Raw genomic sequence first — 25,288 nt, forward strand, 5'->3', positions numbered from 1 at the left:
GGCTAATTTTGTTGTTTTGGCGAACTCAAAACTAACCGGTTTTACCGCCGTCTCCTACTTTTTCACGCTAACCCGCGATGAACCAAAAAAAAGCCGCGTAAGCGGCTTTTTTTTATGGGTTCAGCTTTTGCCGATGATGTTTCCGGCATGCAGTCCACACTCTTTGTGTCCTGCGCCTTCCCACCACCAGCGGCCTTCTCGTTCATGCTGATTTGGCAGTACAGGACGCGTGCATGGCTGACAACCAATGCTGATAAAGCCTTTTTCGTGCAGGCTGTTATAAGGTACATCAAATACTTTGATGTATTCCCATACCTGAGCTGAAGTCCAGCCAGCCAGTGGGTTGTATTTCACCAGGCTGCCATTACGGCCCGGGAAGGCGCCATCCAGTTCCACCAGGGAAACATCCGAACGAGTCCCCGGGCTCTGGTCGCGGCGCTGGCCAGTGATCCACGCATCGAGAGTTGCCAGCTTGCCACGCAGCGGAGCAATCTTACGTACGCCACAGCATTCCTGGTGGCCGTCTTCGTAGAAGCTGAACAGACCTTTCTCGTTAACGAAGTTCTGCAGCGCCGCCTGTTCGGGAGTGCGCACATCAATGCGGATTCCGTAGTGTTTGCGCACCTTCTCAATGAACTCATAGGTCTCCGGGTGCAGGCGGCCGGTGTCCAGGGTAAATACATCGACATCAGGCTTAATCTTGACCGCCATATCAATCAGCACGACATCTTCGGCGCCGCTGAATGAGACAGCGATGGCGTCGTGTTGTTCGAGGGCGTAGCGAATCAGATCTTTTGGACGTTTGCTGGCGTACTCTTCATTCAGAGCGGAAAAATCGGATTGGTCAGTCATCGTATTTGCTCGGTTGCATACCTGCCAATGGCAATGGTTTGGCAGTGTTTTATGTTTGCCGGACAGGTTATCACGGGGTTCTTAGCTCAAATAATAATAAAACGTCATATTGTTATTCGGAAACACCAAAATTACCCGCTGGCCATGTTGTCTTAGGCGCAGCAACTGGCTAGAGTACGCGCCTTACAGATATGAACAAGCCCATACGGAGTATTCATGGAAATCGCGTGTCTTGACCTTGAAGGTGTTCTGGTTCCGGAAATCTGGATCGAGTTTGCCAACAAAACCGGAATTGAAGAGCTGAAAGCTACTACCCGTGATATTCCGGATTACGACGTACTGATGAAGCAGCGCCTGCGTATTCTTGATGAACACAATCTGAAAATTCAGGACATTCAGGAAGTGATTGCCACCCTGAAGCCACTGGACGGTGCCGTAGAGTTCGTTAACTGGCTGCGTGAGCGTTTCCAGGTCATCATCCTGTCCGATACCTTCTATGAATTCTCTCAGCCGCTTATGCGCCAGCTGGGTTTCCCGACGCTATTCTGCCACCGCCTGATTACAGATGAATCTGGCCGCGTTGTTGATTACAAGCTGCGTCAGGCTGACCCTAAGCGTCAGTCTATCCGTGCTCTGCAGACTATCTACTACCGTACCATCGCGGCCGGTGATTCCTACAACGACACTACCATGCTGGCGGAAGCGGATGCAGGTATCCTGTTCCACGCACCGCAGAACGTGATTGATGAGTTCCCGCAGTTCCCGGCCGTTCATACCTATGAAGACCTGAAAAAGGAATTCATTAAAGCCAGTAATCGTGATCTGAGCCTGTAAGCTCTGAGCGTTTACCAGGAAGGCCGCGTATGCGGCCTTTTTTGTGTCTGTTCACCAGGGTATATCAGTCTGCGTGATACAGGTGTACGCGAATGGATGGCAGGAAGGCTTCATCTGACACTCTCTGGTCAGAACGTCGCTGGCGGGTGCGCTCTTGCGGTGGCTCTGTGGCAATCTGATTGAATTCCGGTAGCTGTTCGCCAGGAATCATCAGCGGCAGAGCAACATTCATTGCCTGACGTTTACGACTGTGGCTGTCCGGATAGACCAGGTTGGCACGCACCACGGGTGCCAGTGTCTGCACCTGAGCAATGGCCTGAGTCGCCGGCAGGGTGTGCAGCTTGTTAAGCTGGATCTGAATGTGAGCTTTGTCCTCACCCAGCGCCAGCAGCTTCTGCTCGGCTTCATCCACGGACAGGCGGCGGATGCTGCGGCCGTTGGTATACCAGCTGAAACCCACCTTCAGCGGAGCGGCTTCCAGTACCGGGATATGCCGGTAACATTGCTTCAGATGCAGGCGACTTAAACCGCTGAAGTGCAGTGATTCACGCAGTGCGGAGTGTCTTGTTCCCAGAGCGCCCAGGTGCTCATTGAACTGGCTGGTTTCCAATGCTTTCTGGGTTTTCTGTACTACGGCACGAAAGGCGTCCTTACGCACATTACAAAGCTTAATCTGCTCGCTGATCTGATTATTGATCATCACCAGTCCGTGGCGACTGCGAGTTTCGCGACCATCCTGTCCATCGCGGTACCAGACATCCGTAAGCAGATCACAGAGAATGTTAAGTGAGCTGGCTGCGCTGCCTTTTTCGGCATCGGTCAGTGCCAGCCAGTGTTGTGGCTTGTGTTGCAGCAACAAGGTACGCAGATCGCGAAGTGACTGCATTAAGGCGTCGAACTGTTCCGTCAGGTCGGTAATCATAGCTGGCAGGGTTGCCCGTCACGGGCCTGATTGCGGGCTCGGATAAACTGCGAGTGGGGGACGTATATCAGTTCGGCGATACGGCGCACCATATGCTCTTCGTATTTATCGAGATAAGCATCGCTGTAGGCAACCTGCCACAGACCATAGATCAGTCGGTACTTGTCGCTTTCCGAAAAACCGTCGTTTATAACGCGGGTGAACTGAAACAGATCGTTGGCTGACTGGTCACCGGCGCGCTTCAGCAACTCGTTACTCTCTTCGGTAGTAACACTGAGCAGCGACTGCAGAACGCGCTTCAGTGCTTCTTCTTCCTCAGTCTGCAGCTGATGGTCAGCCTTCATAATCTCCGTGAGCAGGGCGGCGCAGGCGAGCCCGATATCATGGGCCGGCCGTTCAGTGACCGGTTCACGAAACAGAGACAGAAAACGATCAATCAATTCAGTTGCTCCAGGCGATTACGCAGCAGGCTTTCCAGCTTTACCTGATCCTGAGCAAAACGACGGATGCCATCAGACAGTTTTTCGGTGGCCATCGCATCCTCGTTCAGTGCCCAGCGGAATTCAGCCTCAGACACTGAAAATTTTGGTTGGTTCGAAACAGCATTGGCTGCGTTCAGCACCTGCGGCAATTCGTCGTTACTGTCACTTAGTTGCGCCAGCAGGTCCGGGCTGATGGTCAACTTATCGCATCCTGCCAGACATTCGATTTCACCAGTATTTCGGAAGCTGGCACCCATAACGACGGTTTTGTAACCGTGAGCTTTGTAATGGTTGTAGATCTCACTGACGGAAACAACGCCAGGATCGTTCGCGCCGGAGAAGTCCGTATCAGGCTGATTAGCTTTGTACCAATCCAGAATGCGGCCAACGAATGGCGAAATAAGGGTGACACCAGCTTCGGCGCAAGCGACAGCCTGAGTGAAGTTGAACAACAGTGTCAGGTTGCAACTGATACCTTCTTTCTCTAGCTGTTCCGCTGCTTTGATGCCTTCCCAGGTCGATGCGATTTTGATCAGTATGCGGTCTTTGCCGATGCCGGCCTGTTCATACAGCTCAATCAGGCGATGCGCTTTGGCAATAGTTGCCTCGGTATCATATGACAGTCGTGCATCCACTTCTGTGGATACCAGACCGGGTACCAGTTTGAGGATTTCAGTGCCAATGGCGACCGCTGTTTTATCTACTGCTAAGGCAATCACGTCGTCAGTGCTGTCCTGTGCCTTTGCCCAGTTCAGGGCGTCATCAATCAGTGACTGATAAGCCGGCAGTTCAGCTGCTTTCAGAATCAGTGATGGATTGGTGGTGGCATCCTGTGGTTTGTGCTGACGAATTGCTTCGATATCGCCGGTATCTGCGACCACAACGGTCATTGCTTTCAGTGCGTCCAGTTTGCTCATGATGATTCCGCTTATACTGTTTTATACCGCTCAGTGTGAGCCGGGCATTTTGCGCCTGTGTGACATTGAGGCTTTCTCTGCAGATCAGTGTTTGATATAACTCTCTGGTTATAAAGATTGGCAGTGTCCAATAAACTCAATTCAAACAAGCACTTGTGAGGTGTTATGAAAGTACTATACACGATTGCCCTGTGGATGTTCACGACTGTGGCAATGGCCGCGGACATTGTCTGGATCGACGTTCGTTCGGCCGCTGAGTTTCAGTCCGGGCATAAGGAAGGGGCGATCAATATTCCGCATACGGAGATTGTTGCCGGTGTTGAAAAGCTGCAGTTGGCCAAGGATGCTGAGATCAATCTCTATTGCCGCTCCGGACGCCGTGCAGGCGCAGCTCAGAGTGACCTGCAGCAGTCAGGCTATAGCCGGGTTAAAAACATCGGTGGCCTGACTGATGCGCTGAATTATTCAGCAGCTGACTGAGGCTCTGCTTCGCGGACAAGCTCCAGGGCTTGCTCCAGAACGTCCAGCCCTGAGCCTCGTCTCGGGGCTTGCTCGCTCAGATGGCGACGGAACAGTCGCGCTCCTGGCTGGCCATTGAACAGGCCGAGCATGTGACGGGTAATATGGTGCAGGGTGGCGCCTTCAATGAGTTGCGCTTCGATATAGGGATACATACCACGCACCAGTGCTTTCTTGTCGGTTTCACCGGCATCTGCTTCGTAATAGCGCTGGTCGACATCCATCAGAACGGATGGGTTCTGGTAGGCCTCACGGCCCAGCATAACGCCATCGACATGATTCAGGTGCTCGGCAACTTCATCATGGGTCTTGATGCCACCGTTAATAATCACCTCAAGCTCCGGAAAGTCCTGTTTGATGCGATACACGGTATCGTAGATCAGTGGTGGAATTTCACGGTTTTCTTTCGGTGATAAGCCCTGAAGAATGGCCTTGCGGGCGTGAATAATGAAGGCCTTGCAGCCAGTCTCGGCTACGGTGCCGACAAAGCTTTGCAGGCGATCATAGCTGTCCAGATCATCGATGCCGATCCGGTGCTTGATAGTGACATCAATACTGGTCGCGTCCTGCATGGCCTTCATACAATCGGCCACCAGCTTAGGGTGTGCCATCAGGCAGGCACCAATCATATTGTTCTGCACACGATCACTCGGGCAGCCAACATTCAGATTTACTTCATCATATTTCCATTGCTCAGCAAAGCGCGCGCATTCGGCCAGTGCTGCCGGATCACTGCCTCCGAGCTGCAGGGCAATCGGGTGTTCCAGCTCGTCGTAGCGTAAAAAGCCTTCGCGATTGCCGTGAATCAGTGCACCGGTCGTCACCATTTCGGTGTAGAGCACAGCCTCACGGGTAAGCTGACGCCAGAAATAGCGGCAGTGTCTGTCCGACCAGTCCATCATCGGTGCGGTGGTGAAACGGCGGTTGATGCTGGTCATATCAGGCTTCCGGGGTGCTGTTCAGAAGTTCGTTACAGGCCTTTTGATAGCGACCGCGATTGACCAGTAAATGCCATCGTTTGCCTCCTACCTGACGCCACAGGATCGCCGCGCGAATACCTGCCAGCAGCAGGGCACGCACACGGTTGGCGGTATGGCTGTTCTGCAGGTGGCTAGGGTTACCAGTTACGTGGATGCGAAAACTCAGGTTGCTGAGCGTGCTCTTGTACAGATCTGCCAGTGCCGCAACAGTATTTTCATGGGTAATGGAAAAGTGCTCGGCCTGACGCGATGCGTTTTTAATGCCCTGGCCAATACTGTCGAGCATAGCTGGCTTGGCAGCCAGCTTACGTTCCAGATGTAACAGGCTCAGTGTGTAGCGGGTGACATCCGGGCTGATACCGCGTGCCTCTTTTCCTAGAATGGAGCCAAGGTGGTTAAGGCCGACGCTGAGGTTATTCCGTGGATGACCGTAAATGTCGGTGAAGCAGTCTGGTGACTGAACGAACAGTGACTTCAACAGCGGTTCACAGGCATCAGGTGAAGCATCACCGGTACGCGCCAGTTGCTCGACCAGAGTCGCTGCCTGTACAACAGCGGCCAGGGCAATGGTTTGTTCCTGATTACGCGTCATCGTGGTTACCTGTTTGTTCAATAACACCGCCTCCCAGGCAGCGGTCAGCAACATAGAACACGACGGATTGCCCTGGCGTAATGGCGCGTTGTGGTTCATCAAAAACCACCCGGTAGCCGTTGCCATGAGCTTCGATAACGCAGTCCTGATCGCTCTGGCGATAACGCACTTTTGCTTTACAGCGCAATGGCAGCTCTGGTTCGTCGTTAACCCAGAACACCTGATCGGTGGTCAGCCAGTCTTTGAATAACAGCGGATGATTCTTGCCCTGTACGGCGATCAGTACGTTGCGCTCAAGGTCTTTACCAGCGACAAACCATGGGTCTTCGCTAAAACCTGACAGGCCACCAATGCCGAGGCCCTGGCGCTGACCGAGGGTGTGGTACATAAGCCCCTGATGTTCGCCGATGTCGACACCTTCGTCGGTTTCAATGCGACCCGGTTGTGCAGGCAGGTACTGTTTCAGGAAATCTTTGAAGCGGCGCTCACCAATAAAACAGATACCTGTTGAGTCCTTCTTGCTGGCAGTCACCAGACCTTGTTCTTCGGCGATACGGCGCACTTCCGGTTTTTCCAGTTCACCGACCGGGAATAAGGTCATGGCAATTTCGCTGCCTCCGACGGCATGCAGGAAGTAGCTCTGGTCTTTGTTGTCGTCCAGGCCTTTCATCAGCCAGGTTTCACTGTCCTGACCCTTGCGGCGCACGTAGTGACCAGTGGCAATAAGATCAGCCCCCAGCACGCGGGCGTAGTCGAGGAAGGCCTTAAACTTGATTTCACGGTTGCACAGAATATCCGGATTCGGGGTGCGGCCGGCCTTATACTCAGCCAGGAAGTACTCGAACACGTTATCCCAGTATTCGGCAGCAAAGTTAGCCTGGTGCAGGTGAATGCCGAGCTTATCGCAAACCTGCTGGGCATCAGCCAGATCTTCTTTGGCGGTGCAGTACTCGGTGCCGTCGTCTTCGTCCCAGTTCTTCATGAACAGGCCTTCTACCTGATAACCCTGCTGCATCAGCAGATAGGCAGATACGGATGAGTCAACACCGCCGGACATACCGACGATTACTTTTGTCTCTTCTGGGCGTTTGGTCATTCAGGGATGCTCAATAATTACGGACAGAGGAAAGCGTTTCCCCTGCAGATAGTCTTCGATGCAGGTCAGAACCATCGGGCTGCGGAGTTTGTCGCTGTTGCGCAGCTCTTCAAACGTCATCCAGCGAGGGCCGATAATACCGTCGTCCAGCGGAGCCTGATCATCATAGCTCAGTGCTTTGCCAAACAGGCAGTAGCGGTGATAGGTCACCTGGTTGGCGGGGGCAGTGTAGGTATAGAGGCCTACCAGTCCCTCGGGCTCAACATGCCAGCCGGTTTCCTCCAGTGTTTCGCGGACGGCAGCAGCGATGACAGTTTCCCCTTGTTCTATATGTCCGGCAGGCTGGTTGAGTACCTGCTGTCCGAGCGCCAGTTCTTCAACCATCAGGAAACGGCCGTCCTTCTCGATGATGGTGGCTACGGTGGCGTGGGGTGTCCAGCGCTCTGTCATGGGATTACCTGCGTCAATTTGGCCCGCGATTCTACCTGAATGAGGTCATTCGGCTCAAATTCAACGTCGCCCTGGAACAGCCTTTCCCGTCGCTTTGCGTTGCTTGCCGGCAGATGTCTGACGGCGCTTTTTTTGCGACTGGGTGGGCTCAGCCATGTGTATCGTTTCAACCCGGTGCTCACCGGGTTGCAGCGAGTTGAGCTTCCACGGCCCGATCTGGGAGCGGATAAGGCGCAGTGTTGGAAAGCCTATGTGTGCGGTCATTCTGCGCACCTGGCGGTTGCGGCCTTCGCTGATGCGGATTTCCAGCCAGGTAGTAACGTCGTTCTGACGGAAGCGGATCGGAGGGTTGCGTGGCCAGATGTCAGGTTCGTTGATGATACTGACACGGGCAGGACGCGTCGGACCGTCCTTGAGTGTGACCCCGCGGCGAAGCGCCTCCAGATCATTCTCAGCGGGTGCGCCTTCAACCTGAACCCAGTAGGTCTTCTCCATTTTGTGCTTCGGGTCCGCTATGCGCGCCTGCAGGGGACCACTGTCTGTCAGCAGCAGCAGTCCCTCCGAGTCGTAGTCGAGGCGGCCGGCAGGGTAGACACCGGGTAGGTCAATACAGGCCTTCAGCGTGCAGCGTCCCTCAGAATCACTAAACTGGGACAGGACATTGAAGGGCTTATTCAGAAGGATCAGAGTGGCCATGTTGCTTTATTAAGGTTCTGTAACAAAACTACTTATTCTTTCGTCTAGCTTGCATTTTTTGTAGAAAAACTACAAATTAGCGGCTCCGGGCTCATCGAGCCGCCGGCAACAATCCGGCCCTTGCGCTAGTCTTTTGTGGGTTAAGAGCCTGCAAAAGTACGGAAACCGAGGTCGATTCAGCGGGCAGTATTGGCCAAAAGCCAGTCCCCAGCCACCTCAGCGAAACAGCAACCAGCCTAATCACAGGAGTTAGAATGTCTACTGATACCCCTAAGATCATCTATACAGAGACCGATGAAGCGCCAGCGCTGGCCACATACTCTCTGCTACCGATCATCAGAGCGTTCGCGCAACCGGCTGGTATCGCCGTAGAAACCCGCGATATTTCTCTGTCTGGCCGTATCCTGGCGACCTTCCCTGAATATCTGACAGAAGAACAACGCATCGCCGATGATCTGGCTGAACTGGGTCAGCTGGCTCTGCGTCCGGAAGCGAACATCATTAAGCTACCAAACATCAGTGCGTCTATTCCACAGATGCAGGCGGCCATTAAAGAGCTTCAGGAAAAAGGTTTCAACGTCCCTGATTACCCGACAGAGCCTAAAGACGAAAAAGAGAAAGACATCCAGACGCGTTACGACAAAGTGAAAGGTAGCGCGGTTAACCCTGTATTGCGTGAGGGTAACTCCGACCGTCGTGCACCTGGCTCAGTAAAAGAATTTGCTCGCAAGCACCCTCATAGCATGGGTGAATGGGTGAAAGATTCCAAAACCCACGTTGCCCATATGGATGACGGGGATTTTTACGGAAGCGAAAAGTCCGTCACTGTTCATGAAGATACAGATGTTCGTATTGAATTCGTTGCTGAAGACGGCTCAGTATCTGTACTCAAAGAAAAAACTTCCCTGCGTACCGGCGAAGTAATTGATGCTTCTGTGATGAGTTGTGCGGCGCTCCGTGATTTCTACGAAACCGAAATTGCTAAAGCTAAGGAAGAGGGTGTTCTGCTGTCGCTCCATCTGAAAGCGACCATGATGAAGGTGTCCGATCCGGTAATCTTTGGGCATGCGGTAACCGTGTTCTTTAAAGACTTGTTTGCCAAGCACGCAGAGACCTTCGCTAAGCTGGGTGTTGATGAAAACAACGGCTTTGGTGATGTACTGGCGAAGATTCAGACGCTGCCAGAAGCAGAGCGTGTTGCTATCGAAGCTGATATCAAGGCTTGTTATGACAACGGCCCTGAGCTGGCGATGGTTGATTCCGATAAAGGCATTACTAACCTCAATGTACCTAACGACGTGATCGTTGATGCGTCCATGCCGGCGATGATTCGTTCGTCCGGTCAGATGTGGGGTTCGGATGGCAAGCTGCATGACACAAAAGCTCTGATCCCGGATCGTTGTTATGCCGGCGTTTATCAGGAAACCATTAACTTCTGTAAAGAAAATGGTGCATTCGATCCTCGCACTATGGGTACGGTGCCAAACGTAGGCCTGATGGCTCAGAAGGCAGAAGAATACGGCTCACACGACAAGACATTCGAAATTGCATCGTCTGGTAAGGTTCGTGTTGTCGATGCCCATGGTCAGGCACTGCTTGAGCATGACGTAGCGAAAGGCGATATCTGGCGCATGTGTCAGGCCAAAGACGCTCCAATTCAGGATTGGGTTAAGCTGGCTGTTAATCGTGCGCGCCTGACCGCGACTCCTGCGATCTTCTGGCTGGATAAGAATCGTGCGCACGACGCTCAGCTGATTGCCAAAGTTGAGACATACCTGAAAGACCACGATACCACTGGTCTGGATATCAGTATTATGCCGCCGGTTGATGCGACTCGTGCGACTTTGCTGCGGCTGAAAGCGGGTAAGGACACCATCTCTGTTACTGGTAACGTATTGCGTGACTACCTGACCGACCTGTTCCCGATTCTGGAGCTGGGAACCAGTGCCAAAATGTTATCGATCGTTCCCCTGATGGGTGGTGGTGGTTTGTTTGAGACCGGCGCTGGCGGCTCTGCTCCTAAGCATGTTCATCAGCTGCTGAAGGAAAACCATCTGCGCTGGGATTCGCTTGGCGAATTTATGGCACTGGCCGCATCGCTTGAACACCTGGCGCAGACCACAAACAACAATCGTGCTCAGATTCTGGCAGATACGCTGGATTCCGCAGTGGGCAAGATTCTTGACCACAACAAGTCGCCGTCCCGCAAAGAAGGTGAAATCGACAACCGTGGCAGTCACTTCTATCTCGCGCTCTATTGGGCGCAGGCAATGGCTGAGCAGAATCGCGATACAGATCTGAAAGTATGCTTTGCACGTCTGTATAACAAGCTGTCTGAGAACCGTACCACCATCGTTGAAGAACTGGGTGCAGTACAGGGTGATAAGGTCGATATCGGTGGTTACTACCGTCCGGTACCGCAGAAAGCGGCTGCGGTGATGCGTCCGAGTGCGACCTTTAACGAGGCGATTGACAATCACAGTTGCTGATTGTTGTGACATAAAAAAAGCCGCTTTTGCGGCTTTTTTTATGTCCGAAGGACGGCTTATGGTAGGTCGGTGGTCCTTGCCTCAGGCCTGTTCGGTTTCAGCTCCGCTGGGGGCAACTTCTCCGTCAGGATTGGCATCAATGGCGCGAATATTGATGGCGTGAGTTCCTTTGTCGCTGGGTTTCGTTTCGAACTGGACCCGTTGACCGGCTTTCAGTGTGCGATAACCGTCCATCTCTATCGTTGAGTAGTGAGCAAACAGATCTTCATTACTGTCATCTGCCAGAATGAAGCCGTAGCCCTTTGCATTGTTAAACCACTTTACTTTCCCTGTTTTCATTGCCGCCTCCCTTAATACCGGACATTGCTTTGGGGAATGCCTTGAATTGGCTGATATTTACACTACGCCCGGCTCCAGGCAGCGTCAAGTCTGGGCTTATACGCCAAAAGTTTAGCGAGTATGGGGAACTCGCTAGAGGTTCCTGATGCCTGAGGTTATGATTTGATGAAAATGTATTGAATTAACCGAGTTATGCATCAGATCTCTCAATCTCAACTAAACTTACAGTCAGGTGATCCATTTTACGAAGGGGACGGTGGCTTAGCGGTAGAAACATCCAAACCGCAATTAAAAAAGCCCCCTATGTACAGCGTCATTATGATGAATGACGACTATACCCCCATGGAATTTGTGGTTGATGTTCTGCAGAGATTTTTTAATAAATCTCCGGAAGAGGCCACGCAGATTATGTTAACGGTTCACACTAAAGGCAGTGCTGTCTGTGCCATCTACACACGTGATGTTGCAGAAACCAAGGCCGCGGTAGTGAACCAGTATGCGCGAGAGTCACAGCATCCGTTGATGTGTGAGATTTCTCCTGTTGAAGACTGAGCTTGAGGAGGCACTATGCTGAACCGAGAACTGGAGCAAACCCTGAATGAGGCATTCAAGGCTGCGCGTTCTAAACGTCACGAGTTTATGACGGTAGAACACCTGCTCCTTGCGCTGCTTGATAACGAAGCAGCATCTTCAGTGCTGGAAGCCTGCGGCGCTGACATCCTGAAGCTAAGGAAGGAATTGATGGAGTTCGTTGATTCAACGACGCCACTGATTCCGGAGCACGATGGTGAGCGGGAGACACAGCCTACGCTTGGATTCCAGCGCGTACTGCAACGTGCGGTATTTCACGTGCAGTCATCGGGAAAATCGGAAGTGACCGGAGCGAATGTTCTGGTGGCTATCTTTTCTGAACAGGAAAGCCAGGCGGTTTATTTCCTGAAACAGCAGAATATTGCTCGTATTGATGTGGTGAATTACATCTCTCACGGCATATCCAAGGTTGCAGGACCTGAGGAATCGTCTGATCACATGGCTGATCACGCCGAGGAAGAGGGCGAATCCAGCAGTAAGAGTGCCCTGGAAGGCTATGCCACTAACCTGAACAGAATGGCTCGTGACGGCAAGATTGATCCTCTGATCGGGCGAGACTACGAAGTCAGCCGTCTGGTGCAGACGCTGGCGCGCCGGCGCAAGAACAATCCACTTCTCGTTGGTGACTCTGGCGTTGGCAAAACAGCCATCGTAGAAGGTCTGGCCAAACGCATTGTCGATCAGGATGTTCCTGAAGTTATTCAGGACGCCGTCGTTTACAGCCTGGATATGGGTGCGTTGCTGGCCGGTACCAAGTACCGCGGTGACTTTGAAAAACGCTTCAAGGCGTTGCTGGCTGAACTGAAGAAACAGCCGCATGGCATTCTTTTTATTGATGAGATTCATACCATTATCGGTGCTGGCGCAGCGTCTGGTGGTGTGATGGATGCCAGCAATCTGTTGAAACCGTTGCTGAGTTCCGGAGAAATCCGATGCATCGGCTCCACAACCTTTACCGAGTTCCGGGGCATTTTTGAAAAAGACAGTGCTCTGACGCGTCGATTCCAGAAAATCGATGTGGCGCAGCCGTCCGTCGAAGACACCTATAAGATTCTTAAGGGCCTGAAAAGCCGTTTTGAAGATCATCATGGCCTGCGCTACACCGACAAAGCGTTGCGTGCGGCGGCAGAGCTCTCGGAGCGTTACATTACCGATCGCAACTTACCTGATAAGGCTATCGATGTTATTGACGAAGTGGGCGCTTTGCAGCACCTGCAGCCCGTTAACAAGCGCAAGAAAGTCATTGGTGTAACCGAGGTTGAACAGGTGATTGCCAATATCGCTCGTATTCCTCCGAAGACAGTTTCTGCATCCGATAAAGAACTACTGTTCAAATTGGAAGATAAGCTGCAGATGGTTGTGTTTGGTCAGAATGAAGCGATCGACTCACTTTCGACAGCAATCAAAATGTCTCGTGCTGGCCTGACGTCGCCGCAGAAACCAATCGGCTCGTTCCTGTTTGCTGGACCGACTGGTGTTGGTAAAACGGAAGTTTCACGTCAATTGGCATCAGTGATGGGAATGGAGCTTGTGCGCTTCGACATGTCGGAGTACATGGAGCGCCATACGGTCTCCAGACTGATTGGTGCACCACCAGGTTATGTTGGTTACGATCAGGGTGGTTTGCTGACCGAAGCCATCAATAAGAATCCGCATTGTGTTCTGTTGTTGGATGAAATCGAGAAGGCGCACCCCGAAGTGTTCAATATCCTGCTGCAGGTTATGGATCACGGTACGCTGACTGACAACAATGGACGCAAAACCGATTTTCGTAATGTCATTCTGATCATGACGACGAATGCCGGTGCGGAGCAGATGAGTCGCCCAAGTATCGGTTTTACTCATCAGGACCACAGTACGGATGGATCTGAGGCGCTGAAGAGAACATTCACGCCGGAATTCCGTAACCGTATTGATAGCGTGATCCAGTTTGCGCCATTAGGTCGTGAAACTATTCTGCACGTGGTCGATAAGTTCCTGTCAGAACTTCAGGGACAGCTGGACGACAAACGCGTGCTGCTTAATGTGGATCCTGCTGCACGTCAGTGGCTTGCAGAGCATGGCTATGACGAAAAAATGGGTGCTCGTCCTATGGGACGACTGGTTCAGGATAAAATCAAGAAGCCTCTGGCTGAAAAAATCCTGTTCGGAGAGCTTTCTCAGGGCGGGGAAGTGGATATCACTGCAGAAGGTGATGAGCTGGTTATGTCTGTCCCTGAAGAAGTGCCGGCCTGATTACAGGCTGGCACCCTTCGGGGTGACTTGGCATTAACGTGCCCGGTAGGTAATGCGGCCTTTGCTCAGGTCGTAAGGAGTCAGTTCTACCTTTACTTTATCGCCAGTCAGAATGCGGATGTAGTTTTTACGCATTTTGCCTGAGATATGAGCAGTCACAACGTGACCATTTTCCAGCTGTACCCGGAACATTGTATTGGGAAGGGTGTCAATTACTTCGCCTTCCATTTCAATAACATCATCTTTTGCCATTCGTCACCTGTTTAGAGCTTGTACAACGCGGGCGCATTCTGCCTTAAATTACCGGAATAAGCAAAGCCATGCGGCCATTAAGGTGAAAGTAGCTGCCACCGGCCCTCACAGAGCTGCTCCATTGGGGAAAAATGGAGCTTGTATTCCATTTTTCTGCAGCCTCTTACGTAATAACCGAGGTAGTTATAGGGAAGGTTGAGGGCACTGGCGATCTGGCTCAGGCGGATGATGAGGTAAGTGCCGGGAGAGCGGGGCTCTTCGTCGGGTTCATAAAAGCAATAGACAGATGATAAGCCGTCGCCAAGCAGGTCAAACACCATGCATGCGATGAGCTGATCGCCTTTGCGTGCTATCAGGTAGCGAGTGGTACCGAAGTCGCTACCGAGAAAGTCGGTAAATTGCTGGATGGAGGGTGGGAACATATCACCGTCGGCATGACGCTGTGAAATGTAGCGTTCATACATGCTGTAGATTTCATCGCTAACTATCGGCAGTCCAATCTCCAATGTCAGATCTGCATTACGCTTAATGTTCCGCTTATGACTGCGCTTCAGCTGAAGTTCGCGCACCCGCAGGCGCACTGCTATGCAGGCATTACAGTCAGGGCAGTTAGGCCTGTACACCAGCCGCCCACTGCGACGAAAGCCATTCAGACTTAGCAGTGTCAGTGTTTCTTCATCAAGTTCTACCCGCGGGTCAGCGTACAGTGAACGGGCCTGCTGATCTGGCAGATAGCTGCAGTCGTGGGTTTCAGGCGGTTGAAACAGCAGGATCTTATTCATGCCAGAACTCCGGGTAGCTCGATCTGGCAGGCGGAGTGGGTAGCCTTGTGCAGTTTGGCTTCATAGTCTGTGCGAGCCACCTCAGTCAGTCCGAAACGTGCCAGATGATCCGTTTTCATCTGGCAGTCAATCAGCGTAATGCCCGCACGAAATAAAGCCTGGGCAGCATAGGCGAAGGCGATTTTGGAAGCGTTACTGGTCAGGGAAAACATCGATTCACCAAAAAAGGCACGCCCCCGGATCAGGCCGTAGAGCCCGCCTTGCAGTTGCCCTTCTAAGCTCCAGTACTCGAAACTCAGTGCACGGCCAGCCTCATGCAGACGAGTATAGCCATCGATCATTTCATCACTGATCCAGGTGCCGGACTCGTAGTCTCGTGGGCGCGCGCAGTTGGCCATGACGCGCTCAAATGCCTGATTCACGGTTATGCGGTAATCTTGCCGTCGCAGCGCCTTTCCGACAGAACGAGCGATACGGAATGTTGATGGTTCTATGATCGCCCGTGGTGCGGGAGACCACCACAGTCTGACTTCCGCGGGATCATTCCAGGGAAAGATCCCGCGCTGATAGGCCTGGTCAAGCCATAAAGGCGATACCAGTCCGCCAGCAGCCAATAGCCCATTGGGATCCTGCAGGGCGGCACTGGTCGGTGGAAAGGTGGGGAACGATGTTTCATCTAGCCAGTCAATCATGTAAAACCCGTGGTAGACTTTGCCCTGAAAATCAATGTGATAGGAAGCTACTTTGCCAAAGCATACGTCTGAAATGGACTCCCAGCCAGAACTAGCGTCGCCTGACGAAGCCTCAGGGGTTTCTCCGCTGCGTTGGTCGCGCCGTCATGACGCCATTTTTGTACTGCTGACGCTGGCCAGTGTTCTGTTGCTTCTGGCATTGTTTTCCTATTCCGGATCTGACATGGCCTGGTCAATCGCTGGCGAAGGCAGGCCCACTAATGCGGTTGGTAAGGTCGGTGCTGTTGTCGCTGACATACTTTTTCACGGCTTCGGCTATCTGGCCTTTGCATTGCCGCTGCTGGTTATGGCTAAGCTTGGACAATTATTTCGCCGGACAACACCTAATTCCGGGCGGGTATGGGTACTGCGCTTACTCGGTATCACTCTGTCTGTAACCAGTTTATGTGCCCTGGCTGAAATGAGTATCTGGCATGGTGCTGACCTGCCGGTTGGTGCGGGCGGTATCCTTGGTAGAAGCCTGGTGGCGGGTATGTTGCCGCTGTTCTCGTTTGTTGGTTCTGCTGTGCTCCTCACTGGCGCTCTGGCGATCGGGATGATGCTGTTTCTCGAATTTTCGTGGCTTGCTTTCTTTGATGCGCTGGGTGGCTGGATGCTGGGCAAACTGCAGGCGCAGCGTCTTGCAGACAAAATGGCAGAACCTCGCCGAGAGGCTGACTCAGATGAGGACATTTCTGATACATCAGAAGAACCTCCGCTAACAGTCGAAGGTGTCGGTACTGGCAGAAAGGAGAAAGCTCGTTTCAGTCTGTTTGGTAAAAAAGCCAAAGTTGCAGCGCCAGGCAAAGAGCGGCTCAGTGAGCCTGATCTGGCGGACGATATCCTGATGCCAGAGTGGGACTCAACCCCCGCTGCTGATGATTTCAACGCGGTAGAAAATATTCCGACGCTTACCGCACATGATGATGCGAGAGATGTGGTTGATGTAGCTGCTCCGTTTAATGATCCGGAAGAGGTAGCGCAACCGGCCGTTAAGTCAGCGTCTGTTGTCGCTGAAGCGCCTTCTCAACGGAAGCCGTCAAGGAAAGAGCCTGAGGCTGCGTCATCGCTCTTCGCCAAAGAAGATACGCCACCGTGGGAAGATGACACGGACGCTGAGCCTGTGATTCCAATTCAGCCGTTGGAGAAAAAAGAGTCCCGCACCAGTGAGCGTGCTCAGCGGGATTTACAGGGCAAGCTATTCAACGCTGACGAGCCTTTGCCGTCTATTGCATTACTCGACCCACCAAGGACAGATCATCAGGGTGGCTTTTCACCCGAGCGCTTACAGGAGATGTCGAAGCTGCTGGTGCAGAAGCTGGCTGACTTCGGTGTGAAAATTGAAGTGACGGCTGTAGCGCCAGGACCGGTTATTACCCGTTTTGAGATTCAGCCTGCTCCCGGAGTAAAAGCCAGTAAAATTTCGAATCTGGCGCGGGATCTGGCGCGCTCTATGGCGATGGTCAGCGTTCGGGTTGTTGAGGTTATTCCTGGCAAGTCTGTCATGGGGATTGAAGTGCCGAATGAAAACCGGGCAGTGGTTTCGCTGTCAGAGGTGCTTTCTTCGGAAGAGTTCGATAAGTCCAAATCTCCGCTGACGCTGGCGCTGGGGCATGATATCGGTGGCAATCCGATCATCACCGATCTGGCGAAAATGCCGCACCTGCTGGTAGCGGGTACGACCGGCTCCGGTAAGTCGGTTGGTGTTAACGCTATGCTGATCAGCCTGCTCTTCAAGTCGACGCCGGATGATCTGCGACTGATTCTGGTTGACCCTAAAATGCTTGAATTGTCGGTGTATGAAGGGATTCCACATCTGCTTACGCCGGTTATTACAGACATGAAAGAGGCTGCGAACGGTCTCCGCTGGTCGGTGGCTGAAATGGAACGCCGTTACATGCTGATGGCAGCCATGGGCGTGCGTAATATCGCTGGTTATAACAAGAAAGTGAAAGACGCGATTGATGCCGGGCAGCCTATTGCCGATCCGCTATGGCAGATTGATAAGTCCTACGACACTACACCGCCTTTGCTGGAGCCTCTGCCTTACATTGTCATCGTCATCGATGAATTTGCAGACATGATGATGATGGTGGGTAAAAAGGTCGAAGAGCTGATCGCCCGCATTGCGCAGAAGGCGCGTGCTGCCGGTATTCACATGGTACTGGCGACTCAGCGTCCGTCGGTGGATGTTATTACTGGCCTGATCAAGGCCAACGTACCGACACGTATTGCTTTCCAGGTGTCGTCGAAAATTGACTCGCGTACCATTCTGGACCAGGGCGGAGCAGAGCAGCTGCTTGGCCATGGTGACATGCTGTATATGCCGCCGGGTAATGCACTGCCGGAACGTGTACATGGTGCTTTTGTCGACGATGACGAAGTTCACCGTGTTGTTGCTGAGTGGAAGAAACGTGGCGAGCCTCAGTATATTGAAGAAATTACCAGTCACGGGGAAGAAGGTGCCGGCCCGGCACTGGAAGGCGGTGATGAAAAAGATGATCTGTATGATCAGGCTGTGGCGTTTGTAACCGAAACGGGCAAATGTTCTATCTCATCGGTGCAGCGAAAATTACGCATTGGCTACAACCGGGCAGCACGCCTGGTTGAAACCATGGAGGCCTCCGGTGTTGTATCGCCGCCGGCCCACAACGGATCACGCGAAGTTCTTGCCGGCGCTCCGCCGGACTATTAAGAGGAAAAACTGTTGGCTAAATATTTACAGACCCTGTTGCTGACCCTGACAGTCGGCTTGTTTTCTGGTTCTGTGGTGGCAAACGATGCTGCCCTGGCGGATTTTATGAACAAGGTGAAATCGCTGCAGACTATGGAAGCTGACTTTGAACAGACAACGCGCGACGGGATGGGACGCGTGCTGCAGCAAATGACTGGCCGACTGGTGGTCGCTAAGCCCGGCAAGATGCGCTGGAGCACAAATGAGCCATTTGAGCAGTTGGTAGTGTCTGATGGTGAAATGGTCTGGATCTACGACATGGACCTGGAACAGGTGACGTTACGCGATATGGATCAGCGTGTTCAGGAAACACCGGCACTGCTGTTGACCGGCGAAGCAACCGATGTAGAGAAGAGCTTTCTGATAGACGAAGAAAAAACCAGCAGCGATCACGTTTTTCAGCTGGTGCCGAAAGATCCCAGCCAGCTGTTTGAGTCTCTTGAATTTCACTATCGGGGCAAGCAGATCTCGCGCATGATGATCTTTGATGCTGCTGGTCAGATTACAGAAATCGCGTTTTCGAACGCAAGGATTAATCACGACATTGATTCGCAGGCCTTTGTTTTTGATGTACCAGAAGGTGTTGACGTAATTGACGGGCGCCATGGCCGCTGATCTTTTCTCGCAGCAAAAAGTCTACGAGCCCCTGGCCTCAAAAATGCGGCCAGCGACACTCGATCAATACGTTGGGCAGGAACATGTTGTAGGTGCAGGCACGCCTTTGCGCCGGGCACTCGATGCAGGGCAGTTGCATTCGCTGATCCTCTGGGGGCCGCCGGGAGTAGGCAAAACCACGCTGGCACGCCTTATTGCTCACTACGTTGATGCAGAGTTTTTAGCTGTGTCTGCTGTAATGTCGGGAGTGAAGGAGATTCGTGAGGCGGTGGCTCGTGCTCAGTATCAGCACGCTGCTGGCCGCAAGACCATTTTGTTTATTGATGAAGTCCATCGTTTTAATAAGAGTCAGCAGGATGCTTTTCTGCCCTATGTCGAAGACGGTACCTTCATTTTTATCGGTGCAACAACAGAGAACCCTTCCTTCGAGCTGAACAACGCTTTGTTGTCGCGGGCTCAGGTATATGTATTAAAAAGCCTTGGGGAAGCTCAACTGGTCACCATTCTGCAACAGGCCTGCTCGCGGGAAGGCGCTGGCGCTGATGAGGATGCGCTGCAACTGATTGCTGCCGCAGCCGACGGCGATGCCAGGCGCTCCCTGAATATTCTGGAAATGGCATTGCAGTTGGTAACGGAAGGCGCACTGTCGCGTTCCACCGTTTCTGAACTGTTGGGGGACCGTACCCGACGCTTTGATAAAGGCGGTGAAGCGTTTTACGACCAGATTTCTGCGCTGCACAAATCCGTGCGAGGCTCCGACCCGGATGGCGCTTTGTATTGGCTGGCGCGTATGCTGGATGGTGGTTGTGATCCGCTGTACATCGCAAGACGGGTGGTGCGTATGGCCAGCGAAGACATTGGCAATGCCGATCCGAGAGCATTGACCTTATGTGTAAATGCCTGGGATGTGCAGGAGCGACTGGGTTCACCCGAAGGCGAACTGGCTATTGCCCATGCAGTGGTATACCTGGCCTGTGCTCCCAAGAGTAATGCAGTCTACAAAGCGTTCAATGCTGTGCGTGCACTGGTCGCTTCTCAGCCCAGTCATGAAGTACCGTTACATCTGCGCAATGCGCCAACCCGTTTAATGAAAGATCTGGATTACGGCGCAGAGTATCGGTATGCCCATGACGAACCGGAGGCCTTTGCTGCCGGAGAAAACTATTTGCCGGAAGCGATCAGCAATGAACGTTTCTATCATCCGGTGAATCGCGGGCTGGAAAGTAAAATCGCGCAGAAACTTGAATATCTGCGTGGACTGAATCAGCAATCGCCGGTTCAGCGTTATCCGGAGAACAAAGAATGAGCTATCTGTGGATTGGTCTCGGCGGTGCATTGGGAGCAATAGCTCGCTACGTGGTAGCGACCGGCATATTCCGCTGGATGGATAAGCCTTTCCCCTATGGCACCTTAAGTGTGAACCTGCTAGGCTCCTTCGCCATTGGAATGGCCTATGTCTGGCTGGTAGAGCACCAGTGGGGCGGTGACCATCATAAGCAACTGGCTATGGTGGGTTTTCTGGGTGCATTCACAACGTTTTCGACCTTCTCACTGGAGAGTGTTGCGATGCTGCAACAGGAACGTTGGCTGGCATTTGCCAGTTACGTTGGCTTCAGTCTGACAGGCTGCCTGCTGGCAACGGTAGCAGGTATGTGGTTATCAAAATCCTTGGTATAAAAGAACAATGCTTGACGTTAAGTTTATTCGTGAAAATCTGCAGCAGGTTAAATCCGCGCTGGGTAAAAAAGGCTTTGTATTTAACGACGAAGAGTTTTCTCAACTCGACGAACAGCGCAAAGCTGCGCTGACCAAAGCCCAGGCCCTGCAGGCCGAAAAGAAGAAGGCCTCAAAGCAGATTGGTCAGCTTATTGGCCAGGGTATGTCACCTGAAGATGCTAAAGCGCAGGTGATGGGTAGTATCGACTCAGATATCACAGAAGCAGAACAGGCAGCAAAAGAAGCTGAACTTTCGCTTCGTGATCTGCTGATGAGCATACCGAATGTACCTGATTCCGAAGTGCCATTTGGTAAGGATGAAGACGACAACGTTGAAGTCCTGACCTGGGGTGAGCCAACGCAATTCAGTTTCGAGGCAAAAGATCACGTTGATCTGGGTGAGCCGCTGGGTTTGAGTTTTGACGATGGCGCTCTGGTTGCCGGTTCCCGTTTCGTTGCGATGAGTGGCCCGATGGCTCGTCTGCATCGTGCGCTGGCGCAGTTCATGCTGGACACTCATACCGAAGAGCATGGCTACACCGAAACCTACGTTCCGTATCTGGTCAATCGTCAGGCCCTCGAAGGTACCGGTCAGCTGCCTAAGTTTGAGGAAGATCTGTTTAAGATCCCGTCCGCTCAGGGTGAAAAAGATTTCTATCTGATTCCAACAGCAGAAGTGCCGGTTACCAACCTGCTGCGTGACAACGTGATTGATGCCGAACTGCCAATCAAGAAAGTTGCACACACACCGTGTTTCCGTAGTGAAGCGGGCAGCTACGGTCGTGACACCCGTGGCATGATCCGTCAGCACCAGTTCGATAAGGTCGAGTTGGTTCAGTTTGTGCGCGCAGAAGACTCAATGTCTGCGCTGGAAGAACTGACTGGCCACGCTGAAGCAATCCTGCAGAAGCTGGGCCTGCCGTATCGTAAAGTGATTCTTTGTGGCGGTGACCTGGGCTTTTCTGCGGCGAAAACCTATGACCTCGAAGTGTGGCTGCCGGGCCAGCAGAAATACCGTGAAATTTCTTCCTGCAGTACCTTTGCTGACTATCAGGCGCGTCGTATGCAAGCTCGCTGGCGTAACCCTGAAACCGGCAAGCCGGAACTGCTGCATACTCTGAACGGTTCCGGTCTGGCGGTAGGTCGTACGATGGTTGCCGTGCTGGAAAACTACCAGCAGGAGGATGGCAGCATCGTCGTTCCTGAAGCTCTGCGGCCTTATATGCGTGGTGCGGAGATCATTCGCCCATGATGACACTGCCCCTGGTTTTGCGTGGGGATGTCCGTCCCTTCGTTATCATCGGGGGCGGCCAGGTAGCTGCCCGTAAAGTAGCCACACTGGTGAAAGCCGGAGCATCGGTTTCGGTTATCTCTCCCGAGATTCACACTGATATTCAGAGGCTGGCAGATGCTGGTAGCGTGCAGCTTCAGCTTCGTCCGGCAACGGCAGACGAACCTTTTGACCGTGCCTCAATGGTCGTTATTGCTACGGCTGACTCGTCGTTTAACGGTGCACTTGCTTCGCATGCACGTGCACTGGGTTGTCTCGTGTGCCGGGCGGATCAGACGCAGGATAACGATTTCTCATTTCCCGCGGTTATTGATCGGTCCCCTTTGCTGGTCAGCGTTTCTACCTCAGGGGCATCCCCGGCGTTAACGCGCATGGTTCGTCAGCGTCTGGAGGCCTTTCTGCCATCAGATATGGCTTCTCTGGCGTCCTATGCCGAAAAGCTACGTGAGCGTGTAAAGAAGGTATTGCCGGAAAATGAACGGGCACCGTTCTGGCGTCGTTGGGTACACAGCCGCGCCCCGGAAATGCTGCTTGCGCGCAAGCAGGATATAGCGGATCAGGAAACAGAGCGCTGTCTGAGTGGTGAGCACTCTCAGGGAGAAGTCTGGCTGGTTGGTGCTGGTCCTGGTGATCCTGATTTACTCACCTTTCGTGCCCTGAGGTTAATTCAGAGTGCCGATATCGTTTTCTATGACGCTCTGGTAAATCCGGTCATTCTTGATCTGATCGACAGCAAAGCTGAGCGTTTCTACGTTGGCAAGCGTAAGAGTGACCATGCCGTGCCACAGGAAGGCATTAACCAGTTGTTAGTTGATGCTGCCAAAGCCGGAAAGCGTGTCCTGCGGCTAAAAGGCGGTGACCCTTTTATTTTTGGTCGTGGTGGTGAAGAGATCGAGAAACTGGCAGAGCAGGGGATACCGTTTCAGATTGTGCCCGGCATTACAGCCGCCAGTGGTTGCGCCTCCTACGCGGGTATTCCGCTGACGCACCGTGATCATGCGCAGAGTGTGCGTTTTGTCACCGGACATCTGAAGGATGGTAGTTGCGACCTGCCGTGGCATGAACTGATTCATCCGTCGCAGACGCTTGTCATCTATATGGGGCTGACCGGAATTCCGCTCATCTGCAGTGAGCTGATCGCTGCCGGCATGCCCGCAGATACCCCCATTGCGCTGGTAGAAAAAGGAACGTTACCGGATCAGAAGGTTCATATCCGAACACTGACGACCATGCCGGAGTACGTTTCCTCGCATGAAATCTCTGCACCGACGCTGACGATCGTTGGCTCGGTTGTGGCGTTGCACGAAAAGCTTCAGTGGCGCTGAGCTGAACTTTTAAGAGGTATGGCGTTACTGCACCTGCCTCTTGCGACATGTTTTCCATATGTGCCAAAAATTTATATGGCCGCCTGCACATCTACAAATATGCACTATGCTTATTTCAGTAAGTGTCACATTTGGGATAAGTCATGAGTCTGCTGAATTCGTTGAGCATTAAGGTCAAGATTCTCTCTTTGGCTGCAGTAGCCATCGTTGGTTTTCTAGTCAGTATTGTTGTCAGTACCAACATGAATACAGCGAACTCTGCCCGCCTGGAAACCATTCAGAAAACCTTTTTCCCCGTGGTGGAAGAATCGAAAGCCAATATTGTTCGATTGGCCCGCATTGAGGAGCTGTTCTCAACGGCCGTGAGCACGGGAGAAATGGATTTTGTAAATTCAGCCGAGAAAATCCGTAAGGAGATTCTCAGCGGGCTGGATAGATTGGCATCACTCTGGCCAGAACGTGCCGATGAGGTAGCCAGTGGTCGAACTTCATTCGAAAACTACTTTACCGTCGCTAAAAAACTGTCGGTGGGCATGATTGAGGGTAATCTTGATCCATCTTTAATCGATTCGATGAATTCAGCGCTCAGTAAAGCTCGTAGCAGCTTTCAGCAATACAGTGACGACGGCGTCGGTGCGTTTAATGACATCGTTAGTGTGTCTCATGAGGCCGCTACTCAGGCTCTGTCGATAGGATTGCTGGTAACCGCCGTCACGCTGTTTATTCTGGTGGTTGTTGCCTGGTCTACCAGTCGTAGTATCAACCTGGCGGTGGCCAGTTTGCTGAACTCCCTTAAGGATATCGCCAGCGGTGAGGGCGACCTGACCCGCCGTATTCAGAAATCGTCTCATGATGAAATTGGTGAAGTCGTTGACTGGTTTAACCAGTTTGTCGATAAGCTGCATAAAAGCATCGGAGAGGTGGTAAGCACGACCAGACCGTTAACGTCTGTGTCTTCGGATCTTGGTAATCTGACATCACAGACCTCGCAGATTACTGAACAGCAGACTCGTGCAACGGAAGAGGTTTCGCTTGTTGTCGATGATATGGTTGCCAGCGTTCAGGAAGTTTCTACTAATGCTGGTTCCGCAGCAGATGCTGCAAAAGAAGCGGATCGCGCAGCGAAAGAAGGCCGCCGTATTGTAAATGAAACCGTAGAGAGCATTAACGGCCTGGCTGGTGAGGTTGAGCGCGCCAGTGAAGTTATTCGCAAGCTGGAAGCGGATACTGCCAATGTCGGCAGTATTCTGGATGTCATTAAAGGTATTGCGGAGCAAACCAATCTGCTGGCGCTGAATGCGGCGATTGAGGCTGCACGAGCCGGTGAGCAGGGCCGTGGCTTTGCAGTTGTGGCTGATGAGGTGCGCACACTGGCATCCCGTACGCAGGATTCCACTCAGGAAATTCAGGCTGTGATCGAGCAGCTGCAGTCCGCCGCACGATCAGCCGTAGAGGTTATGAGTGAGAGCAAAGAGCGCGCCAGTACCAGTGTTAGTCAGGCCGCTAAAACCGATGAAAGTCTGCAGGCGATTACCGAGAAAGTTGAGTCGATCACTGCAATGAACTCTCAGATTGCTGCGGCAACGGATCGTCAGGAGCAGGCCGCACACTCCATTAAAGAAAACGTTATGGGTATCAAAGATACATCCGCGGCAGCGATGTCGAGTATGCATAAAGTTGAGGCGGCCAGTCGTTCGCTATCGGACATAGCGGCAACGCTACGCAGCGTAGCCGGGCAGTTCAAAGTATAAAAAAAGCGCCTAAGGCACTGCTGTCCCACAGTTTTAAAGATATCGGTTTTCTATAAACGACTTTTAAATCCGCAATGCCTGCTGCCTCCCAGGGGAA

25 protein-coding genes are annotated in these 25,288 nt (G+C 52.5%); 12 read left to right on the plus strand and 13 right to left on the minus strand.

The window, feature by feature from the left end; translation table 11 throughout:
• Window positions 1-120: 120 nt before the first annotated feature.
• A complete protein-coding gene (locus I9W95_RS10800) occupies window positions 121-897 on the minus strand; it encodes a phosphoadenylyl-sulfate reductase (RefSeq protein WP_263866180.1) in 777 nt (258 codons plus the stop codon).
• A 171-nt stretch (window positions 898-1,068) separates the two neighbouring features.
• Here I9W95_RS10800 and thrH point away from each other — a divergent pair, with 171 nt between their 5' ends.
• Entirely contained in the window at window positions 1,069-1,686 is a 618-nt protein-coding gene (thrH, locus tag I9W95_RS10805) for a bifunctional phosphoserine phosphatase/homoserine phosphotransferase ThrH (RefSeq protein ID WP_225674731.1), read from the plus strand.
• Window positions 1,687-1,750: 64 nt separating this feature from the next.
• Here thrH and I9W95_RS10810 read toward each other — a convergent pair whose 3' ends face one another.
• From I9W95_RS10810 to tal, 3 genes are read right to left on the minus strand one after another with little or no spacing between them, the layout of a single operon-like run.
• A complete protein-coding gene (locus I9W95_RS10810) occupies window positions 1,751-2,608 on the minus strand; it encodes a DNA replication terminus site-binding protein (protein WP_225674733.1) in 858 nt (285 codons plus the stop codon).
• A complete protein-coding gene (locus I9W95_RS10815; RefSeq protein ID WP_225674735.1) occupies window positions 2,605-3,048 on the minus strand; it encodes a tellurite resistance TerB family protein in 444 nt (147 codons plus the stop codon). Before I9W95_RS10815 ends, I9W95_RS10810 begins: the two co-directional genes overlap by 4 nt.
• Complete coding sequence (gene tal, locus I9W95_RS10820) at window positions 3,045-4,007, minus strand: transaldolase (RefSeq protein WP_263866179.1); 963 nt, start codon at window positions 4,005-4,007, stop codon at window positions 3,045-3,047. Before tal ends, I9W95_RS10815 begins: the two co-directional genes overlap by 4 nt.
• A 165-nt stretch (window positions 4,008-4,172) precedes the next feature.
• On the opposite strand from tal, the gene I9W95_RS10825 reads away from it, so the two are divergent.
• Window positions 4,173-4,487, plus strand: coding sequence for a rhodanese-like domain-containing protein (locus I9W95_RS10825; protein ID WP_225674737.1), 315 nt, complete (start codon window positions 4,173-4,175; stop codon window positions 4,485-4,487).
• Here the strand turns inward: I9W95_RS10825 and dusA are convergent.
• Genes dusA through I9W95_RS10850 form a run of 5 tightly spaced genes read right to left on the minus strand, consistent with a single transcriptional unit; the run spans window position 4,469 to window position 8,340 of the window.
• Window positions 4,469-5,464, minus strand: a complete 996-nt coding sequence (gene dusA / locus I9W95_RS10830) for a tRNA dihydrouridine(20/20a) synthase DusA (protein WP_225674739.1) — start codon at window positions 5,462-5,464, stop codon at window positions 4,469-4,471. The genes I9W95_RS10825 and dusA overlap by 19 nt on opposite strands.
• Before the next feature lies 1 nt (window position 5,465).
• Window positions 5,466-6,098, minus strand: a complete 633-nt coding sequence (gene hflD / locus I9W95_RS10835; protein ID WP_225674741.1) for a high frequency lysogenization protein HflD — start codon at window positions 6,096-6,098, stop codon at window positions 5,466-5,468.
• Window positions 6,088-7,194 (minus strand): tRNA 2-thiouridine(34) synthase MnmA, encoded by a 1,107-nt coding sequence (gene mnmA / locus I9W95_RS10840; RefSeq protein ID WP_225674743.1) that lies wholly within the window; start codon window positions 7,192-7,194, stop codon window positions 6,088-6,090. The genes hflD and mnmA overlap by 11 nt, the downstream gene beginning before the upstream one ends.
• Window positions 7,195-7,644: an NUDIX hydrolase gene (locus I9W95_RS10845; protein WP_225674745.1), complete on the minus strand. Its 450-nt coding sequence runs from the start codon at window positions 7,642-7,644 to the stop codon at window positions 7,195-7,197.
• 60 nt (window positions 7,645-7,704) lie between these two features.
• Window positions 7,705-8,340, minus strand: coding sequence for a pseudouridine synthase (locus I9W95_RS10850; protein ID WP_225674747.1), 636 nt, complete (start codon window positions 8,338-8,340; stop codon window positions 7,705-7,707).
• Window positions 8,341-8,594: 254 nt separating this feature from the next.
• Here I9W95_RS10850 and I9W95_RS10855 point away from each other — a divergent pair, with 254 nt between their 5' ends.
• Window positions 8,595-10,829, plus strand: coding sequence for an NADP-dependent isocitrate dehydrogenase (locus tag I9W95_RS10855; protein WP_225674749.1), 2,235 nt, complete (start codon window positions 8,595-8,597; stop codon window positions 10,827-10,829).
• Between the two features lie 81 nt (window positions 10,830-10,910).
• Here I9W95_RS10855 and cspD read toward each other — a convergent pair whose 3' ends face one another.
• Window positions 10,911-11,168, minus strand: coding sequence for a cold shock domain-containing protein CspD (gene cspD / locus I9W95_RS10860; protein ID WP_225674751.1), 258 nt, complete (start codon window positions 11,166-11,168; stop codon window positions 10,911-10,913).
• A gap of 192 nt (window positions 11,169-11,360) precedes the next feature.
• Here cspD and clpS point away from each other — a divergent pair, with 192 nt between their 5' ends.
• Window positions 11,361-11,720, plus strand: coding sequence for an ATP-dependent Clp protease adapter ClpS (gene clpS / locus I9W95_RS10865; protein WP_225674753.1), 360 nt, complete (start codon window positions 11,361-11,363; stop codon window positions 11,718-11,720).
• A gap of 15 nt (window positions 11,721-11,735) precedes the next feature.
• On the plus strand, window positions 11,736-13,994 hold the full coding sequence (clpA, locus tag I9W95_RS10870) for an ATP-dependent Clp protease ATP-binding subunit ClpA (protein ID WP_225674755.1): 2,259 nt from the start codon (window positions 11,736-11,738) through the stop codon (window positions 13,992-13,994).
• Between the two features lie 33 nt (window positions 13,995-14,027).
• Here clpA and infA read toward each other — a convergent pair whose 3' ends face one another.
• The 3 genes from infA to aat all read right to left on the minus strand — a co-directional run bounded on the left by infA (window position 14,028) and on the right by aat (window position 15,720).
• Window positions 14,028-14,246: a translation initiation factor IF-1 gene (infA, locus tag I9W95_RS10875; protein ID WP_225674757.1), complete on the minus strand. Its 219-nt coding sequence runs from the start codon at window positions 14,244-14,246 to the stop codon at window positions 14,028-14,030.
• Window positions 14,247-14,323: 77 nt separating this feature from the next.
• Window positions 14,324-15,028, minus strand: coding sequence for an arginyltransferase (locus I9W95_RS10880; RefSeq protein WP_225674759.1), 705 nt, complete (start codon window positions 15,026-15,028; stop codon window positions 14,324-14,326).
• Window positions 15,025-15,720 (minus strand): leucyl/phenylalanyl-tRNA--protein transferase, encoded by a 696-nt coding sequence (gene aat / locus I9W95_RS10885; RefSeq protein WP_225674761.1) that lies wholly within the window; start codon window positions 15,718-15,720, stop codon window positions 15,025-15,027. Before aat ends, I9W95_RS10880 begins: the two co-directional genes overlap by 4 nt.
• Before the next feature lie 52 nt (window positions 15,721-15,772).
• On the opposite strand from aat, the gene I9W95_RS18520 reads away from it, so the two are divergent.
• The 7 genes from I9W95_RS18520 (at window position 15,773) to I9W95_RS10925 (ending at window position 25,191) form a co-directional block, all read left to right on the plus strand.
• Window positions 15,773-18,454 carry a DNA translocase FtsK gene (locus I9W95_RS18520; protein WP_318653609.1) on the plus strand — a complete coding sequence of 894 codons (2,682 nt, stop codon included), beginning with the start codon at window positions 15,773-15,775 and terminating at the stop codon, window positions 18,452-18,454.
• Between the two features lie 12 nt (window positions 18,455-18,466).
• A complete protein-coding gene (gene lolA, locus I9W95_RS10900) occupies window positions 18,467-19,108 on the plus strand; it encodes an outer membrane lipoprotein chaperone LolA (protein ID WP_225674763.1) in 642 nt (213 codons plus the stop codon).
• On the plus strand, window positions 19,098-20,414 hold the full coding sequence (locus I9W95_RS10905) for a replication-associated recombination protein A (RefSeq protein ID WP_225674765.1): 1,317 nt from the start codon (window positions 19,098-19,100) through the stop codon (window positions 20,412-20,414). Before lolA ends, I9W95_RS10905 begins: the two co-directional genes overlap by 11 nt.
• On the plus strand, window positions 20,411-20,785 hold the full coding sequence (gene crcB / locus I9W95_RS10910; protein ID WP_225674767.1) for a fluoride efflux transporter CrcB: 375 nt from the start codon (window positions 20,411-20,413) through the stop codon (window positions 20,783-20,785). The genes I9W95_RS10905 and crcB overlap by 4 nt, the downstream gene beginning before the upstream one ends.
• Window positions 20,786-20,792: 7 nt before the next feature.
• Window positions 20,793-22,076, plus strand: coding sequence for a serine--tRNA ligase (serS, locus tag I9W95_RS10915; protein WP_225674769.1), 1,284 nt, complete (start codon window positions 20,793-20,795; stop codon window positions 22,074-22,076).
• A complete protein-coding gene (gene cysG / locus I9W95_RS10920) occupies window positions 22,073-23,440 on the plus strand; it encodes a siroheme synthase CysG (protein WP_225674771.1) in 1,368 nt (455 codons plus the stop codon). The genes serS and cysG overlap by 4 nt, the downstream gene beginning before the upstream one ends.
• A gap of 143 nt (window positions 23,441-23,583) precedes the next feature.
• A complete protein-coding gene (locus I9W95_RS10925; RefSeq protein WP_225674773.1) occupies window positions 23,584-25,191 on the plus strand; it encodes a methyl-accepting chemotaxis protein in 1,608 nt (535 codons plus the stop codon).
• The last annotated feature ends 97 nt before the right edge of the window (window positions 25,192-25,288 follow it).

Source organism: Thalassolituus marinus (assembly GCF_020320395.1).
GTDB classification, from domain to species: Bacteria; Pseudomonadota; Gammaproteobacteria; order Pseudomonadales; family Oceanobacteraceae; genus Venatoribacter; species Venatoribacter marinus.